Source organism: Longimicrobium sp. (assembly GCA_036389795.1).
Lineage (GTDB): Bacteria > Gemmatimonadota > Gemmatimonadetes > Longimicrobiales > Longimicrobiaceae > Longimicrobium.
In genome coordinates this window covers 1-14,263 of sequence record DASVWD010000030.1, presented here as the reverse complement: position 1 = coordinate 14,263, position 14,263 = coordinate 1, and the positions used below count along the sequence as shown (strand labels likewise).

General features: G+C 72.5%; 20 protein-coding genes. 9 read left to right on the top strand and 11 right to left on the bottom strand.

Annotated elements, in window-relative coordinates; translation table 11 throughout:
• Positions 1-4: 4 nt before the first annotated feature.
• Together VF746_03765 and VF746_03760 are read right to left on the bottom strand one after the other, a co-directional pair.
• Complete coding sequence (locus VF746_03765) at positions 5-217, bottom strand: hypothetical protein (protein HEX8691533.1); 213 nt, start codon at positions 215-217, stop codon at positions 5-7.
• A 91-nt stretch (positions 218-308) separates the two neighbouring features.
• The gene (locus tag VF746_03760; GenBank protein ID HEX8691532.1) at positions 309-515 is read right to left on the bottom strand and encodes a hypothetical protein; all 207 of its coding nucleotides are present in this window, start codon (positions 513-515) and stop codon (positions 309-311) included.
• Positions 516-615: 100 nt separating this feature from the next.
• Between VF746_03760 and VF746_03755 the strand changes: the two genes are divergently transcribed.
• A complete protein-coding gene (locus VF746_03755; protein HEX8691531.1) occupies positions 616-882 on the top strand; it encodes a hypothetical protein in 267 nt (88 codons plus the stop codon).
• Here the strand turns inward: VF746_03755 and VF746_03750 are convergent.
• The 6 genes from VF746_03750 to VF746_03725 form a co-directional block, all read right to left on the bottom strand.
• Positions 870-1,073: a hypothetical protein gene (locus VF746_03750; GenBank protein ID HEX8691530.1), complete on the bottom strand. Its 204-nt coding sequence runs from the start codon at positions 1,071-1,073 to the stop codon at positions 870-872. The genes VF746_03755 and VF746_03750 overlap by 13 nt on opposite strands.
• A 74-nt stretch (positions 1,074-1,147) precedes the next feature.
• Positions 1,148-1,372 carry a hypothetical protein gene (locus VF746_03745; protein HEX8691529.1) on the bottom strand — a complete coding sequence of 75 codons (225 nt, stop codon included), beginning with the start codon at positions 1,370-1,372 and terminating at the stop codon, positions 1,148-1,150.
• 68 nt (positions 1,373-1,440) lie between these two features.
• Positions 1,441-1,656 carry a hypothetical protein gene (locus tag VF746_03740; protein ID HEX8691528.1) on the bottom strand — a complete coding sequence of 72 codons (216 nt, stop codon included), beginning with the start codon at positions 1,654-1,656 and terminating at the stop codon, positions 1,441-1,443.
• A 71-nt stretch (positions 1,657-1,727) separates the two neighbouring features.
• Complete coding sequence (locus tag VF746_03735; protein ID HEX8691527.1) at positions 1,728-1,934, bottom strand: hypothetical protein; 207 nt, start codon at positions 1,932-1,934, stop codon at positions 1,728-1,730.
• Positions 1,935-1,970: 36 nt separating this feature from the next.
• On the bottom strand, positions 1,971-2,186 hold the full coding sequence (locus VF746_03730; GenBank protein ID HEX8691526.1) for a hypothetical protein: 216 nt from the start codon (positions 2,184-2,186) through the stop codon (positions 1,971-1,973).
• An 80-nt stretch (positions 2,187-2,266) separates the two neighbouring features.
• Positions 2,267-2,491, bottom strand: a complete 225-nt coding sequence (locus tag VF746_03725) for a hypothetical protein (protein HEX8691525.1) — start codon at positions 2,489-2,491, stop codon at positions 2,267-2,269.
• Positions 2,492-2,671: 180 nt separating this feature from the next.
• On the opposite strand from VF746_03725, the gene VF746_03720 reads away from it, so the two are divergent.
• Entirely contained in the window at positions 2,672-3,022 is a 351-nt protein-coding gene (locus VF746_03720) for an FKBP-type peptidyl-prolyl cis-trans isomerase (protein HEX8691524.1), read from the top strand.
• A gap of 411 nt (positions 3,023-3,433) precedes the next feature.
• On the opposite strand, the gene VF746_03715 is transcribed toward VF746_03720, so the two are convergent.
• The gene (locus tag VF746_03715; GenBank protein ID HEX8691523.1) at positions 3,434-3,919 is read right to left on the bottom strand and encodes a hypothetical protein; all 486 of its coding nucleotides are present in this window, start codon (positions 3,917-3,919) and stop codon (positions 3,434-3,436) included.
• A gap of 367 nt (positions 3,920-4,286) precedes the next feature.
• Between VF746_03715 and VF746_03710 the strand changes: the two genes are divergently transcribed.
• Complete coding sequence (locus VF746_03710; GenBank protein ID HEX8691522.1) at positions 4,287-5,027, top strand: NYN domain-containing protein; 741 nt, start codon at positions 4,287-4,289, stop codon at positions 5,025-5,027.
• Positions 5,028-5,132: 105 nt separating this feature from the next.
• Here the strand turns inward: VF746_03710 and VF746_03705 are convergent, their stop codons facing one another.
• A complete protein-coding gene (locus VF746_03705) occupies positions 5,133-5,573 on the bottom strand; it encodes a hypothetical protein (protein HEX8691521.1) in 441 nt (146 codons plus the stop codon).
• A 235-nt stretch (positions 5,574-5,808) separates the two neighbouring features.
• On the opposite strand from VF746_03705, the gene VF746_03700 reads away from it, so the two are divergent.
• The gene (locus VF746_03700; protein ID HEX8691520.1) at positions 5,809-6,861 is read left to right on the top strand and encodes a hypothetical protein; all 1,053 of its coding nucleotides are present in this window, start codon (positions 5,809-5,811) and stop codon (positions 6,859-6,861) included.
• A gap of 2 nt (positions 6,862-6,863) precedes the next feature.
• The gene (locus tag VF746_03695) at positions 6,864-7,259 is read left to right on the top strand and encodes a hypothetical protein (GenBank protein ID HEX8691519.1); all 396 of its coding nucleotides are present in this window, start codon (positions 6,864-6,866) and stop codon (positions 7,257-7,259) included.
• A 94-nt stretch (positions 7,260-7,353) separates the two neighbouring features.
• Here the strand turns inward: VF746_03695 and cax are convergent, their stop codons facing one another.
• The gene (gene cax / locus VF746_03690; GenBank protein HEX8691518.1) at positions 7,354-8,484 is read right to left on the bottom strand and encodes a calcium/proton exchanger; all 1,131 of its coding nucleotides are present in this window, start codon (positions 8,482-8,484) and stop codon (positions 7,354-7,356) included.
• Between the two features lie 313 nt (positions 8,485-8,797).
• On the opposite strand from cax, the gene VF746_03685 reads away from it, so the two are divergent.
• The 4 genes from VF746_03685 to VF746_03670 all read left to right on the top strand — a co-directional run bounded on the left by VF746_03685 (position 8,798) and on the right by VF746_03670 (position 13,841).
• On the top strand, positions 8,798-9,187 hold the full coding sequence (locus VF746_03685; GenBank protein HEX8691517.1) for a response regulator: 390 nt from the start codon (positions 8,798-8,800) through the stop codon (positions 9,185-9,187).
• A gap of 30 nt (positions 9,188-9,217) precedes the next feature.
• The gene (locus tag VF746_03680) at positions 9,218-11,767 is read left to right on the top strand and encodes a PAS domain S-box protein (GenBank protein ID HEX8691516.1); all 2,550 of its coding nucleotides are present in this window, start codon (positions 9,218-9,220) and stop codon (positions 11,765-11,767) included.
• A gap of 91 nt (positions 11,768-11,858) precedes the next feature.
• Positions 11,859-12,803: a hypothetical protein gene (locus VF746_03675; GenBank protein HEX8691515.1), complete on the top strand. Its 945-nt coding sequence runs from the start codon at positions 11,859-11,861 to the stop codon at positions 12,801-12,803.
• A gap of 21 nt (positions 12,804-12,824) precedes the next feature.
• Positions 12,825-13,841: a hypothetical protein gene (locus VF746_03670; GenBank protein HEX8691514.1), complete on the top strand. Its 1,017-nt coding sequence runs from the start codon at positions 12,825-12,827 to the stop codon at positions 13,839-13,841.
• The last annotated feature ends 422 nt before the right edge of the window (positions 13,842-14,263 follow it).

The following is a 14,263-nucleotide window of genomic DNA, read 5'->3' as shown; positions in this document are numbered from 1 at the left end:
GGGGTCAGCGGTCGAAGTAGCAGAAGCACGAGCCGTCGCTCATGCAGACGCCGCCCGAGTAGCCCAGGGCGATGCAGTTGTTCTGGCACTGGCCCGGCTTGCAGTTGGGCGGGGCCTTCGCCTCGGCGGGCGCGGCCAGCGCCTGGGCGGCGCCGAACGCCAGCGCCGCGGCGACGGCCGCCGTCAGCAGTCCCTTCGGGGTCGCGATCCGTTGCATGGTGAGGCTCCTCCGTCCTGGTGGTGGCGGTACCGGAAGGCGGGAGGGGCGACGCGCGTCCCCTCCCGCCCCCGCGTAAGCGGTCCGGCGACTACTCGATGAAGCAGATGCACTGGTCGTCGATGCAGATGCCGCCCGAGTTGCCCTGGGCGATGCAGTCCTTGCGGCACTGCCCGGCGCTGCAGTTCGGCGGCGCCTCCCGGTCGGCGGGCGCGGCCAGCGCCTGCGCGGCGCCGAACGCCATCGCGGCGGCGACGGCCGCCGTCAGCAGCGCCCTGGGGTTCACGATCCGTTGCATGGTGAAGCTCCTTCCGTCTGGAGGTGACTCCGATCCGCCGCGGAGACGCGCGAGATAGCGGCTCCCTCGCGGCGGGCGCTTCCCCGATGCTCAGGGTGTGATGGTGAAGCAGAGGCACTGCCCGTTCACGCAGGCTCCGCCGTCGAACCCCCGCGCGATGCACCCTTCGCTGCAGCGGGCCTGGTTGCAGGCGCGGGCGGAGGATCCGCCGGCGGGCGCGGCAACGGCCTGCGCCGCGCCGAACGCGAGCGCGGCGGCGATGCCCGCCGGCACGAGCCTCCGGGATATCAACGTCCGCTGCATGGGATCGGTGACTCCTTCCGGTCTGGAGGGTGATGCCCGTGCCGGGGCGGATCAGGTGATGTAGCAGAAGCAGGTGTCCTGGAAGCAGGCACCGCCCGTCTGGCCCTGCGCCCGGCACGCGGCCCGGCACTTGTCGGGGATGCAGGTCCGCTCGGCCGGGGAATCCGCCGGCGCCGCCACCGCCTGCGCGGCGCCGAAGCCGAGGGAGGCGGCCAGTCCAGCGGCGAGCGCCCACCGCTGCAGTCGCATCGTCATCTTCGTCGTCCGTGTCTTCGGGTCGGGAGGGCCGGGCGCGCCCCGGGGCGCCGGGGGCGCGCCCGGCGCGGTCTTCACGGCCCCAGCAGGCAGTCGCAGAAGCGCCCGCCCACGCAGACGCCGGTGGAGCCCGGGATGTTGCGCTGGCACTGCTCGTTGCAGCGCTCGGGGTCGCACCGGGCGGCGGCCGCGCCGGAGGTGCCGGGCGCGGCGGCCGCCTGCGTGGCGCCGAAGCCCAGCGCCGCGGCCACCGCCGCGCCGAACGCCCAGCGCTGCGCGCGCTGCCTCACCTTCGTCATCGTGCCTCCTGGCCAGAGGGTGGGGAATGGACGGCGCGCCCCGGCCGGCGGGGCGCGCCGGGAGCGGCTCACTCGACCGGGATGAAGCAGATGCACATCCCGCCGGAGCAGGTGCCCGAGGCGCCCCGCGCGGCGCAGTAGTCCTTGCACGCGCGCCGGTCGCAGGTGTCGGGCGGCGCCGACGTGCTCGGCGTGGCGAGCGCCTGCGCCGCGCCGAAGCCCAGCGCGCACGCCACCCCCGCGCCGAGCGCCCAGCGCCGCGCGTGGTATCTCACCTTCGTCATCGTGCCTCCTGTCCTTCCAGGGGTGGGGATGGAACGGCGCGCCCCGTCCGGCGGGGCGCGCCGGGAGCGGATCATTCCGTGGGCTGGGTGCAGACGCACATCCCGCCGACGCAGCCGCCGTGGCCCTGGCATGCGTCCCTGCACTGGCGGATGTTGCACGTGTCGGGCGGGGACTCGCGGGCCGGCGTGGCGAGCGCCTGCGCCGCGCCGAAGCCCAGCGCGCACGCCACGCCCGCGCCGAGCGCCCACCGCCGCGTCCGCCGCATCGCTTTCGTCATCCTGCTCCTCCTGGGTTGCGGGTGATGGTTCCGGGCTCACACCGGGAGCCGGCACAGGCAGTTGCCGTCCACGCAGCTGCCGCCCTCGGCGCCGCGGTTGATGCACGAGCGGTTGCACGAGTCGGGCATGCACGCGCGCCCGCCGGCGTCGTCCCGCGGCGCGGCGAGCGCCTGCACCGCGCCGAAGCCCAGCGCGGCCACGAGCGCCGCCGGGGCGAGCCCCCGGCGCAGCATCCGGTTCAGCCGATCCATGATGGGCCTCCTTTTCGGGAGATGGGGGGAAGCGCGCCGCCGCCGCCCGGTCGGGGCGAGCGGCGGCGGGAAGAGCGGCCTCACGGCGCGGCGATGTAGCAGACGCAGCTCCCGTTGCCGAGACACGTGCCGCCGAACGCCCCGATGGCGCGGCAGGCGCGGTCGCAGAGCTGGGGGTTGCAGACCCGGGCGGCGTCTCCCACGTCCCGCGCGGGCACGGCCACCGTCTGCGCGGCGCCGAACCCGAGCGCCAGGGCGACGGCAGATGAACAGATTGAACGGGTGGGATTTGCGCTCGAGCGCATCCGTTTCCTCCTCCCGGGGGGAAGCCAGCCCTCCCGCGAATGTACCTGGCGGAAATTGGGGCCGCAAAAGTGTTGCCGGTGCGAAAAACGTCCCCTCCCTGGCCGCGGCTTGCGCCCGGGCGGCCGCGCGCCCATCCTCCCGGTTTCGCAGGGACGAGCGACCGCCACCAGGAGAGCATCGTGAGCGACGACGGGATGACCACCACCCCCTCCGGGCTTCAGTACCGGGACGAGGAGGTGGGGACGGGGCGCGAGGCGAAGCGCGGGGACCACGTCACGGTCCACTACACGGGGACGCTGGAGAACGGGCGCAAGTTCGACAGCAGCCGCGACCGCAACCGCCCCTTCGAGTTCGACCTGGGAGCGGGGATGGTGATCCGCGGCTGGGACGAGGGGGTGGCGGGGATGAAGGTGGGTGGCCGGCGCCGGCTGGTGATCCCGCCCGGGCTGGGCTACGGCTCGCGCGCCGTGGGCCCGATCCCGCCCGACTCGACGCTGGTGTTCGAGGTGGAGCTGCTGGACGTGCGCTGAGGAGGCCGGGTCTGGTGGAGCCGCCTCCCAGCCTCCTCGCGGCGGCGGGGGCCCTCACCCGCCGCCTTAGAGCGGCAACCCTCTCCCAACTTCGGGAGAGGGTGGACTTTACGAGGCTAGCGGGGGACGGGGGATCGGTGCCGGCTGTTCCCTGTCCCCTGTCCCCTATACCATTGCGGTTGCGTGAGGGATGCGCGCCCGACAGGGCCGGGACGGCGCCGCCACGGGGGTTTCGTGGCGGCGGTGGCCCGGCGCGGTTGGGCAACGTTGTTTGTTGCCCTACCGCGCGCGCAGCCCGGCCCGGAGCGCAGCGGAGGGACACGCCCGAACCAGAAGTGCGTTAGTGCGGAAGTGCGGAAGTGCGGAACTGCTCCGGTCCCGACGCACTCACGCACTCACGCACTCACGCACTCAGCGCACCGACCGCAGCGTGGTGGGCGGGAGGCGCTCCAGGTAGACCTGCACGCCCTGCGCGACCTCGACCCGCTCGGCCACCCACCCCTCCCACATCTGGTAGCGCACGCGCGTCCACTTCACGCCGGGCCCGGCCTGGTCGCCGTTGCCGCAGACGATGCCGACGCGGTCGCCCTCGTGGAGGATGAAGAGGAGCTTGGCGGCGTCCTTGGGCTCCACGCGGAGCTGCAGCTCGGGCACGCGCACCACGGCGTCGCCGCAGCCGGGCTGGCCGGAGGTGAAGGCGCTGGCCACCGGCGGCGCGTTGTGCTGCCGCCAGGCGCCCACCGCCACCACGGCGATCAGGGCGGCCGACACGCAGCCCGACGCGACCGCCCAGCGGATGCGGCCGCGGTCCACCAGGAAGACGGCGGCGGCGAGGGCCACGACGCCGGCGGTGCCGGCGAACGCGGGGTGCAGCACGAGCTCGAGGAAGTCCTTCATCGTTGCGGCTCCAGCCGGGAGTTCCCACCTGCGTGCCGGGGGGCTACGCAAGTACGATGCACGCCCGCCGGAGGGGCGGCCCGGACCGGCGGAGCTGACCCGCGGCACCCGGGCGCGCCGCCCGGGTATCAGGTCCCCGACTTCCCCCGCCACCGCCGCACAGCGTTCGCGAACTGTCGCCTATCTTGCGGCGGGGCAGGGGGTTCCTTGACAACGGAGCGGGCGTTGGATAATTCATCACGCGACGGGCGCGTCCGCGCGGATTCGCGCGGGCGGTCTCATGATCGGCGGAGGGATCGCCGGTTCAATCTTTCCCGCCGCTCGGTGAGGGCGGGTTTTGTCTATCCTTAGGCGAGGGTTTCATTCAATGGGTCAGACCGCGATCTTCGTGGACGGCGGGTACTTCGACCGCGTGTCCCGCGACTGTGGGTCCCCGCGCATCGACTTCGGGAAGCTGGCGAGCGAGCTCTCGAAGCCCGACGACCTGCTGCGCACGTACTACTATCACTGCCTCCCCTACATGAGCCCGGTGCCCACGCCGGAGGAGGAGGAGCGCTACGCCGGGAAGCAGCGCTTCTTCAGCGCGCTCAACCGCCTGAACCGCTTCGAGGTGCGCGAGGGGAAGCTGGAGTACCGCGGGACCGACCGCGAGAGCAACCGGCCGATCTTCGAGCAGAAGCGGGTGGACATCTACCTGGGCGTCGACCTGATCATGCTGGCCACCAAGCAGCGCATCCACCGCGCCATCCTGGTCACCGGCGACAGCGACTTCCTCCCCGCCATCCGCGCGGCCAAGAACGAGGGGGTGCTGATCCACCTGTACCACGGCAGCGGCCCCCAGCAGCCGCACCGCGACCTGTGGGAGGAGGCCGACGACCGCACGGTGATCACGCCCGAGCTGCTGCAGAAGTTCCTGCTCTCCGAGCGGCAGCCGGTGGTCAACGAGGAGAACTTCGGCAACTACCAGACTCCGGTGGCGCGGACGCGCAGCTACGGCGGCGCCTCGCACTCGCAGCAGCAGCAGCAGTCGTCGTACGCCGACCGCTACGCCGGCGGGCGCGGCTGGCCCGAGGGGCTGCCGGTGGTGGACGACGAGGAGGAGTCCTGAACGGCAAGTGCCAAGTGCTTCGTCCTTGGTGCTTTAGATGATGGATGACGGAGGAGCCCGCCGGCCATGGTGCCGGCGGGCTCCTTTCGCGTGCGGCGGCGAGGGCTAGAACCCCAGCTCGTCGTCGACGTCGTCGGCGCCGGACGCCTCGTCCTCCCCCGCGTCCTCGTCTTCCTCCTCCTCGTCCTCACCGGCTTCGCCCTCTTCCTCGTCGCCGTCGTCGTACAGGTTCTCGGCGACGCTGATGGTCAAGGTGGCGCGGGTGCCGCCCGGGCGCTCCATCAAAAGGCGCAGGAAGTCCGGGAGCGCCAGCTCCTCGTCGTCGCCGTCGACGTGCACCAGGAAGCTGCGCTGGTACTCGGGCGGGGTGGCGTCGTAGACGCGCTGCACCAGCTCGATCACCGCGCCGTCGATGTCGGCCAGGCGGTGCAGCAGCTCGCTCTTGACCTCGGCGTAGCGCGCGGAGGCCTCCTCGGCCGCGCTGAGCACGCTGTCGATCCGCTCGAAGGGATCCGGCTCCGGATCGGGAGCCCGCTTCCGCGCCATGGGCAGATCAGGAGAGAAGGGGGAACTAAACGCAGTGTAAAGATTGCGCGGGACGGCTCTCGCGCAAGGATTCGATGCCGGGGGCTCGACGGTGTCCGCCCGGACCGGCTTCGTCTCGCCGCCGCCGCCCGCCCGGTCGCACGCCTTCTCCCGGTCTCGCCCGAGATGCTTGACGCCAAACCAGGAACGCCATACCGTGCTTTGACCCCTTCCGCGCCGTTGCGACGATGAGTTCATGCGCTTTTCCGGATCCGCCGTTCTGGCCGCGCTCGCCTGCCAGGCAGCCACGGCTCCCATCCTCGCGCAGCGCGCCGTCTCGCTCGTTCGCGTCAACTCGGTCCAGGTGGTGGGCCGGGAGGCGGAGCTCGGCGCCATCGCCATGACGAGGGTGGGGCCGCAGGGCAACGTCTACGCGGCCGACTACCTGAACGCGCGCGTCGTCGCCTTTTCCCCGGAGGGCCGGCTCCTCTGGACGAGTGGGCGCAAGGGGCGGGGCCCGGGAGAGTTCCAGCTCCCGTACCGGGTCGACCCCCGCCCCGACGGCGGCCTCCTGGTGCTGGACGCGGGGACCAGCGAGGTGACGCTGCTCAACGCGCGGGGGCGGTTCACTGCCCGGTACCGGCTGCCGTTCCGCTTCGACCAGCCGGACGCGATCGTGGGGCTCCCGGACGGACACCTCGTGATCTCGGGCACCACGTTCGCGGAGCCGCGGGCACGCCGCTACGGAATCCACCGGTTCCGGGTCTCCGGGGCGGAGCTCAAATACGTGGGGTCGTTCGGTCCGCTGCCGCGGGTGCGCAACCCCCTGGTGCTCCAGAGCTGGGGCGCGGGCTCCGCCACTCGCGCGGCGAACGGCGACCTGCTGTACGCCCTGCGCATCCCCTTCGAGGTCCACCGGTTCGATCCCGCGGGGCGCCCCCGGGAAGTCGTCCGCTATCCGTTCCGCACCCGGGGCACTCCCGACGACGCGGAAACGGTCGTCGTCACCGAGAAGGAAACCACGTACTCCTCCACCGACGCCGACGTGGAGCGCCCGGGGGCGGCGTTCGAGCTCCCGGGCGGGCTGCTGGTGGTGACCCGCAGCTCGCGCGACACGCGGCACTGGGACTTCTTCCGCGGCGGCCGCTACCTCGGCTCGCAGCGCATCGAGCGCGACTGGGGCGGCGTGGCCGGCTACGATCCCGCCCGCGGCTTCCTCTGGATGGCCGGCACCCTGGACGACGAGCCCGTCCTGAGGCGCCTGAGCATCACCGTGGCGGTCCCCCCCTCCACCCGAGCCCGGGAGTGATCATGAAACGGACTCTCTTCTCGCTGCTGTGCGCGGCGGCCGCCCTCGCGCTCGCCCCCGGGGCGGCCGGCGCCCAGTGCGACTCCAAGTGCTTCCGCATCCGGCAGGAGGACGGCGACGTCTACGGGTGCCTGGGGGGTCTCGACCAGTTCACCTCCTGCCGCCTCTCGCCCACCAGCGGCAGCTGCACCACCGCGCAGTGCTACAGCACCCTGCTCACCGACGCGGACGGCGCGCCGCTCGCGGCGGTCCGCAGCTGCTCCAAGGACGGAGGCAAGACCGTGCTCGTGGCCTTCGGGGGCAAGCAGGGGCGGAAGACCGCGGCCGCCGCGGCGGCCCGGCTGGCGGCGGAGCGGCCCCCGGCAGGACGGTCCAGTCCGTCGAGGGCGGAAGAGTAGGCCCGGCGGCTCGTTGCGGGCACGACGGCGGCGGGCGCCCTCCTCGCGCGGCGCCCGCCGCCGTTCGCATCCCGCTCGCCGGTCTCGCGACGCGTCAGCCGTGGAAGGGGAGGAAGAAGAAGGCGATGCCCAGGATCACGTAGACGGCCAGGAGCTGCACGCCCTCCATCCAGTGGCTCTCGCCGTCGTGGGAGATGAACGACATGATCCCGGCGGCGGCCGAGACCGCGAGCACCTCCAGGGGGGTGAAGATGAGGTCCAGCGGCCGCGGGCCGATCAGGTAGCTCAGGAACACCAGCATCGGCGCCACGAAGAGCGCCACCTGGATCGACGAGCCCACGGCGATGTTGATGGCCACGTCCATCTTGTTCTTGGCCGCCATGATCACCGCCGTGGAGTGCTCGGCCGCGTTGCCGATGATGGCCACCACGATCACGCCCACGAAGATCTCGCTCCACCCCAGCCGCTCGGCCGTCACCTCGGCCGCGCCCACCAGGAACTCGGCCATGAACGCCACCCCCGCCGTAGCCGCCAGCAGCAGCAGCACCGGCTTCCACATCGGCGTGTGGGCGAAGCGCTCCGGCTCGCCCTCGTCGGCCTCGGGCGTCACGTCGCCGGCGTAGAGGTGCCGGTGCGTCTTGAGCGTGAACCACAGGCTCAGGACGTAGGTGACGATGAGGACGATCGAGATCTCCAGGCTCAGGTTGAGCTCGGCCGCCGTGGCCGCGGCCGCCGGCGAGCCGCTCCCGGCCACCAGCGCGTGGAAGACGGCGGGCACCAGGAGCCCCACCACCGAGAGCACCAGGAGCGTGGTGCCCAGGCTGGCGGCGGTGGGGTTGAAGCGCTGGATCGGGAAGCGAGCGCCGCCCACCAGCGTGGCCAGCCCGAACACCAGCAGGATGTTGCCGATGATGGAGCCGGTGATCGACGCCTTCACCAGGTCGTAGAGCCCCGCGCGCAGGGCCACGATGGCGATGATGAGCTCGGCCGCGTTGCCGAAGGTGGCGTTCAGCAGGCCGCCCACGCCTTCGCCCATGCGCTCGGCCAATTCCTCGGTGGCGTGCCCCATGAGCCCGGCCAGGGGGATGATCCCCAGGCACGAGACCACGAAGATGGCGATGGCGCTCGAGTGGAAGACGAACTCCATCAGGAACGCCACCGGCACGAACACCAGCAGCAGGTTCAGGAGGTTGCCCCCCAGCAGCTTCTTCACCAGTCCGGCCATGGTCCCCAGGTCTCGTGTCGGAGGGCGCGCGCAGGGTCGTGCAGATTACGCGGGCGGCGGGACGGACGCAACAGAAGTGCGAAAGTGCCGGGTGCGAAAGTGCGAAAGTATGAAGTACGGGATACGGCGACGGTACGAGGCAGCTGGCGAGGATCGGAGGTGGAAAAGACCGGACCGCAGTCCCCACTCCCGCACTTTCGCACTTTCGCACTCACGCACTTCCCCTCCGACTTCCCCCGACGCCCGTTTCTTGCATCTTCAAAGGGGTCTTTTCAGCACTCCGGGGAAGCGCGACCACCCACCCGCGGCCGGTATGAGCACGACGACGATCCTCGTGGTCGAGGACAACGCGGACAACCGCGACATCTATACGACGTTCCTGCGGCACCACGGCTACGAGGTGGCCGAGGCGGGCACCGGCGATGAGGGCGTGCGGCTCGCGCGCGAGATCCTCCCGGCCGTCGTGCTGATGGACATGAGCATGCCGGGGATGGACGGCTGGGAGGCCACCCGCGTGCTCAAGGGCGACACCGCGACCGCCGCCATCCCGATCATCGCCGTCACCGCGCACGCCATGGCCGACGACCGCCTCCGCGCCGAGGAGGCCGGCTGCGACGCCTACCTGGCCAAGCCCGTGGAGCCCCGCCGCGTCCTGGAAGAGGTGGAGCGCCTCCTGGCGGGCGCCCCCGCGCCCTCCGACTGACCCGCCGGCCCCCTCCCTGCCCTCCCCCGCATGACCGACCTCGCCCCGGCCGCCACGGGGCTCTCCGCCGCCCTGATCGCCGCCAGCCCCGACGGCGTCTTCGCCCTGGACCGCGAGCTCCGCGTCACGGCCTGGAACCCGGCCATGGAGCGGCTGTCGGGGGTGCCGGCCGCGGCCGCGCTCGGGCGCGCCGTCCGCGAGGTCCTCCCCTGGCTGGACGAGCTGGGCGGGGCGGAGCTGGCCCGGCGGGCGCTGGCGGGCGAGGAGCCCGTCTCCCCCGACTGGCTCTTCGGCGCCGGGAGCGGGCGCTCCGCCTGGGTGGAGGCGCGCTGGGCGCCGCTCCGCGACCCGGCGGGGGAGGTGGTGGGCGCGCTGGCCGTGCTGCGCGACGTCACCGAGCGGCGCCGGCGGGCCGAGGAGAGCGAGGAGCGCTTCCGCACCCTGGCCGACACGGCGCCGGTGATGATCTGGCTGGCCGACACCCGCAACCTGGGCACCTACTTCAGCCGCCCCTGGCTCGAGTTCACCGGGAGGGCGCTGGAGGAGGAGCTGGGGGCGGGGTGGGTCGAGTCGGTCCACCCCGACGACCGCCGGCGGGCGGCCGCCTACTGCCAGGAGCGCTTCGACCGGCGCGAGGAGTTCCGCATGGAGTTCCGCATGCGGCGCCGGGACGGCGAGTGGCGCTGGGTGCTGGACCACGGCATCCCCCGCTGGGGCGCGGGCGGCGAGTTCCTGGGCTACGTGGGCTCCTGCGTCGACATCACCGACCGGCGCCGGGCCGAGGAGGCGCTCCGGCACAGCGAGGAGCGCTACCGCTCGCTGGTGGAGGCCAGCACCCAGATGGTGTGGCTCACCGACGCGGAAGGGATGGTCGACGACATGCCGTTCTGGCGCCAGCTCACCGGGCAGACGCCCGAGGAGGTGCGCGGCGCGGGGTGGGCGGCGGCCGTCCACCCCGACGACCGCGAGCGGGTGCTGGCGGCGTGGTGGCGGGCGTGCGAGGCGAAGGGCGTCTACGAGGCCGAGTACCGGCTGCGGATGCGCGACGGCGGCTACCGCTGGTTCTCCGCCCGCGGCGTGCCGGTGCTCGACCCCGACGGGGGCATCCGCGAGTGGGTGGGGCTCTTCAACGACGTGCACGCCCGCAAGGCGGCCGAGGCCGCGGCGGCCGAGGCGCGCCGCGAGGCCGAGGCGCGCGCCGCCGAGGCCGCCCGCCTGGCCGGGGAGCTGGCCGAGCAGGCCGCCGCCCTCCGGCGCGAGGTGGAGGAGTCGGAGATGCTGACCGAGGAGCTCGTCGCGATCAACCGGGAGCTCACCGCCGCCTCGGCCCGCGCCGAAGAGGGGCGGCGCCGGCTGCAGGTGCTGGCCTCGGCCAGCGGCCGCCTGGCCGCCTCGCTCGACTACCGCGAGACGGTGCAGACGGTGGCGCGGCTGGTGGCCCCGGAGCTCGCCGACTGGTGCTTCGTGGAGGTGCAGGAGGAGCCCGGCGGCCCGATCCGCATGCTGGCCGCCGCCCACGCCGACCCGGCGATGGTGGAGCTGGCCTTCGAGATCCTGGGCCGCTACCCGATCCGCCCCGGCGACCCGCACGGCACCGCGCGGGTGCTGCGCACCGGCGAGCCCGAGGTGGTCCCCGACATCCCGCCCGAGTTCTTCGAGCTCCTGGGCCACGACGACGAGCACCGCCGGCTGCTGGCCCGGGTGGGCTTCCGCTCCGCCATCTCGGTCCCGCTCGCGGTGGCGGGGCGCACCTTCGGGGTGCTCTCCCTGGTGCAGGCCGAGTCGGGGCGGCGGCTCGGCGAGGCCGACCTGCCGCTGGCGCAGGAGCTGGCCCACCGCGCCGCCGTGGCCATCGAGAACGCGCGGCTCTACCAGGAGGCGCTGGCCGCCAACCGCGCCAAGGCCGGGTTCCTGGCCACCATGAGCCACGAGCTGCGCACCCCGCTGAACGCCATGATCGGCTACGTGGACCTGCTGCTCCTGGGGATCCCCGAGCCGCTGGGCGAGGGGGCGCGCGCCCAGGTGGAGCGCATCCGCCTGGCGTCGCGCCACCTGCTGTCCATCATCGAGGAGATCCTCACCTTCTCGCGGGTGGAGGCGGGGCGCGAGACGGTGGAGGCCGAGGAGGTGGACCTGGCCGCGCTGGTGGGCGAGGTGAGCGCCATCATCGAGCCGCTGGCGGCCGCCCGGGGGATCGCCTTCCGCGCGCCGGAGCGGCTGGACCCGCCCACCCTGGCCACCGACCCGCGCAAGCTGCGGCAGATCCTGGTGAACCTGCTGGGCAACGCGGTGAAGTTCACCCGCGAGGGCACGGTCTCGTTCGAGGTGGAGCGCGAGGGAGGCCAGGTGCTCCTGCACGTGCGCGACACGGGGATCGGGGTGGAGCCGCGCCTGCACGAGGCGATCTTCGAGCCCTTCCGCCAGGTGGACGACGCCAAGACCCGCAGCGCCCCGGGCACCGGCCTGGGGCTGGCCGTGAGCCGCCGCCTGGCCCGCCTCCTGGGCGGTGACATCACCGTCGCCTCCGCGCCCGGGGAGGGGAGCACGTTCACGGTGCGGCTGCCGGGAGGAAGTGCGTGAGTGCGAAAGTGATCGTACAGTGCTGCAACCCTTCCTTTCCATCCGACGTAATTCCCGCCGGAACCACCGAGGGACTCCGACCACGCGCAACATGTTCACCCGCTGCATCTTCTGCCGGTCGCCGCTGGGGGCGAACGAGACGCTGGAGCACTTCCCGCACGGGCGGAGGCTGGCGTTCGACCCGGCGCGCGGGCGGCTGTGGGCCGTCTGCGGCGCGTGCCGGCGGTGGAACCTGGCGCCGTTCGAGGAGCGCTGGGAGGCGCTGGACGAGCTTGAGCGGCTGACCACCGGCGGCGCGAAGCTCCTCGCGCAGACCGACAACGTCGCGCTGCTGCGCGCGGGTGGGCTGGAGCTGGTGCGCGTGGGGCGGGCGCCGCTGGCGGAGGAGGCGTGGTGGCGCTACGGGCGCGAGCTGCTGCGCCGCCGCGGCCGGGCCTGGCTCCTGTTCACGCTCGACCTGCTCGTGCTCCCCGTCTTCTACTCCTCCGCCCGCGCGGGGAGGTTCGGGAGCGTCGCCTGGCGGGGCGCCTCGGCGTGCGCGCGCTGCGGCGACCCCCTCACCGCGCTCGGCTTCCGGCGGGCGGGGGAGGCGGTCCTCGTCCCCGGCCCCGGCGGCGAGGTCTCGCTGCACCTGCCCTGCCCCGTCTGCGGCCCCGTACGCGAGCCCGCCGGGCACCTGCTGGCCGGCGCCGACGCCCGGCTCCTGCTGCGCCGCGTGCTCGCCTACAACCACTTCTCCGGCGCGTCGAGCGAGCTGGTGCGCGCCGCCGCCGGGGCGATCGAGGAGGCCGGATCGGCGGAGGGCTTCACCCGCGCGCTCGCCGGCCGGCGCACCGCGCTCGACCGGCTGGAGGCGGCCGCTCCCGCGCAGGCGGTGGCACTGGAGATCGCGCTCAACGACGAGACGGAGCGGCGGCTGCTCCAGGTGGAGGCCGCCGAGGTGGAGCGGCAGTGGCGGGAAGAAGAAGAGGTCGCGGCCATCGCCGACCGCGAACTGGTCTTCCTCCCCGGCCCGGAGCCGCCGCCGGCGCATTGAGATCCAGGGGACGAGCGGGCGATGTACACGCGCTGCACCTTCTGCCACGCCGCGCTGGCCGCGAACCAGACGCTGGAGCACTTCCAGGTCGGGCGGAAGATTGCCTTCGATCCCGCGCGGGGGCGGCTGTGGGCGATCTGCATCGCGTGCGGGCGCTGGAACCTGGCGCCGATCGAGGAGCGCTGGGAGGCGCTGGACGAGCTGGAGCGCGTGGCCGCCGACCGCGCCCGCCTCCTCTCGCAGACCGACAACGTGGCCCTGCTGCGCGCGGAAGACCTGGAGCTGGTGCGCGTGGGCCGGGCCGATCTGGGCGAGGAGGCGTGGTGGCGCTACGGCCGCGACCTGCTGGCGCGCCGTAAGCAGTCGTACGTGATCCAGGGACTCACGGTCGCGGGGATCGTGGCCCTGTCGATCGCCACCGGCGGCACGGGCGGGCTGTTCTACTACGGCCAGACGGGAATCGGGATCTCGCTGGCGCGCTGGTGGAAGTTCGGGAGCGTGGCCTGGCGCGGCGAAACCCGCTGCCTCCAGTGCGGCGCCGAGCTGCGCCAGGTGCGCTTCGGCGAGACGAAGGGGCTCCGGCTCACCTCCGTGGGCGAGGAAGGCATGGTGCTCCGGCTGCACTGCCCGCGCTGCGGCTCGCGGCGCGGCGACAGCAGCGTCGAGATCGCCGGTCTCGACGCCGAGCACCTGCTGCGCCGCAGCCTGGCGTGGCACCACTTCCACGGCGCCTCGGAGAAGCGCATCGGCGAGGCGGCGCGCGCCATCCGGCAGGCCGGCTCGGTCGAGGCGGTCACCCGCATGATGGCGGGGCGCGGACTGCGTCTCGGCGTGATCGAGAAGAAGGACCGCACCCACGCCATCGCCCTGGAGATCGCCGTCAACGAGGAGACCGAGCGCAAGCTGCTGCAGCTGGAGCTCGCCGAGCTGGAGCGGCGCTGGAAGGAGGAAGAGGAGATCGCGGCAATCGCCGACCGCGAGCTCTCCTTCCTCCCCGGCCTCGACCGCATCCTGAGGCGCACGTCGGTGAAGGAGTAATACCACGTTTCCGAGCATTGTTCTGGTTCGCGAGAAACAGATTGGCATCACACAGAGGACACGGAGGACACGGAGAGAACTTCAATCTCTTCCGCTGTTCCTCTGTGTTCTCTGTGCCCTCTGTGTGAGACCTTTTCAAGGCTGATACCCGAACGATTCCCTGCGAAATGGTATCACACAGAGAAACAGAGGAACAGAGAAACCCGAAGTCCTCTCTGTTTCTCTGTTTCTCTGTGTGAGGCGTTTCAGGACCTATTCCCGAACGATGCTCTGCAAGGTGGTATGATACCACGTTTCCGAGCATTGTTCTGGTTCGCGAGAAACAGATTGGCATCACACAGAGGACACGGAGGACACGGAGAGAACTTCAATCTCTCCGCTGTTCCTCTGTGTTCTCTGTGCCCTCTGTGTGAGACCTTTTC

Coding starts and splice junctions, on each gene's coding strand:
- VF746_03765 (HEX8691533.1), bottom strand. CDS start 217: ATGCAACGGATCGCGACCCCGAAGGGACTGCTGACGGCGGCCGTCGCC.
- VF746_03760 (HEX8691532.1), bottom strand. CDS start 515: ATGCAACGGATCGTGAACCCCAGGGCGCTGCTGACGGCGGCCGTCGCC.
- VF746_03755 (HEX8691531.1), top strand. CDS start 616: ATGGTGAAGCAGAGGCACTGCCCGTTCACGCAGGCTCCGCCGTCGAAC.
- VF746_03750 (HEX8691530.1), bottom strand. CDS start 1,073: ATGACGATGCGACTGCAGCGGTGGGCGCTCGCCGCTGGACTGGCCGCC.
- VF746_03745 (HEX8691529.1), bottom strand. CDS start 1,372: ATGACGAAGGTGAGGCAGCGCGCGCAGCGCTGGGCGTTCGGCGCGGCG.
- VF746_03740 (HEX8691528.1), bottom strand. CDS start 1,656: ATGACGAAGGTGAGATACCACGCGCGGCGCTGGGCGCTCGGCGCGGGG.
- VF746_03735 (HEX8691527.1), bottom strand. CDS start 1,934: ATGACGAAAGCGATGCGGCGGACGCGGCGGTGGGCGCTCGGCGCGGGC.
- VF746_03730 (HEX8691526.1), bottom strand. CDS start 2,186: ATGGATCGGCTGAACCGGATGCTGCGCCGGGGGCTCGCCCCGGCGGCG.
- VF746_03725 (HEX8691525.1), bottom strand. CDS start 2,491: ATGCGCTCGAGCGCAAATCCCACCCGTTCAATCTGTTCATCTGCCGTC.
- VF746_03715 (HEX8691523.1), bottom strand. CDS start 3,919: ATGAAGGACTTCCTCGAGCTCGTGCTGCACCCCGCGTTCGCCGGCACC.
- VF746_03710 (HEX8691522.1), top strand. CDS start 4,287: ATGGGTCAGACCGCGATCTTCGTGGACGGCGGGTACTTCGACCGCGTG.
- VF746_03705 (HEX8691521.1), bottom strand. CDS start 5,573: ATGGCGCGGAAGCGGGCTCCCGATCCGGAGCCGGATCCCTTCGAGCGG.
- VF746_03700 (HEX8691520.1), top strand. CDS start 5,809: ATGCGCTTTTCCGGATCCGCCGTTCTGGCCGCGCTCGCCTGCCAGGCA.
- VF746_03695 (HEX8691519.1), top strand. CDS start 6,864: ATGAAACGGACTCTCTTCTCGCTGCTGTGCGCGGCGGCCGCCCTCGCG.
- cax (HEX8691518.1), bottom strand. CDS start 8,484: ATGGCCGGACTGGTGAAGAAGCTGCTGGGGGGCAACCTCCTGAACCTG.
- VF746_03685 (HEX8691517.1), top strand. CDS start 8,798: ATGAGCACGACGACGATCCTCGTGGTCGAGGACAACGCGGACAACCGC.
- VF746_03680 (HEX8691516.1), top strand. CDS start 9,218: ATGACCGACCTCGCCCCGGCCGCCACGGGGCTCTCCGCCGCCCTGATC.
- VF746_03675 (HEX8691515.1), top strand. CDS start 11,859: ATGTTCACCCGCTGCATCTTCTGCCGGTCGCCGCTGGGGGCGAACGAG.
- VF746_03670 (HEX8691514.1), top strand. CDS start 12,825: ATGTACACGCGCTGCACCTTCTGCCACGCCGCGCTGGCCGCGAACCAG.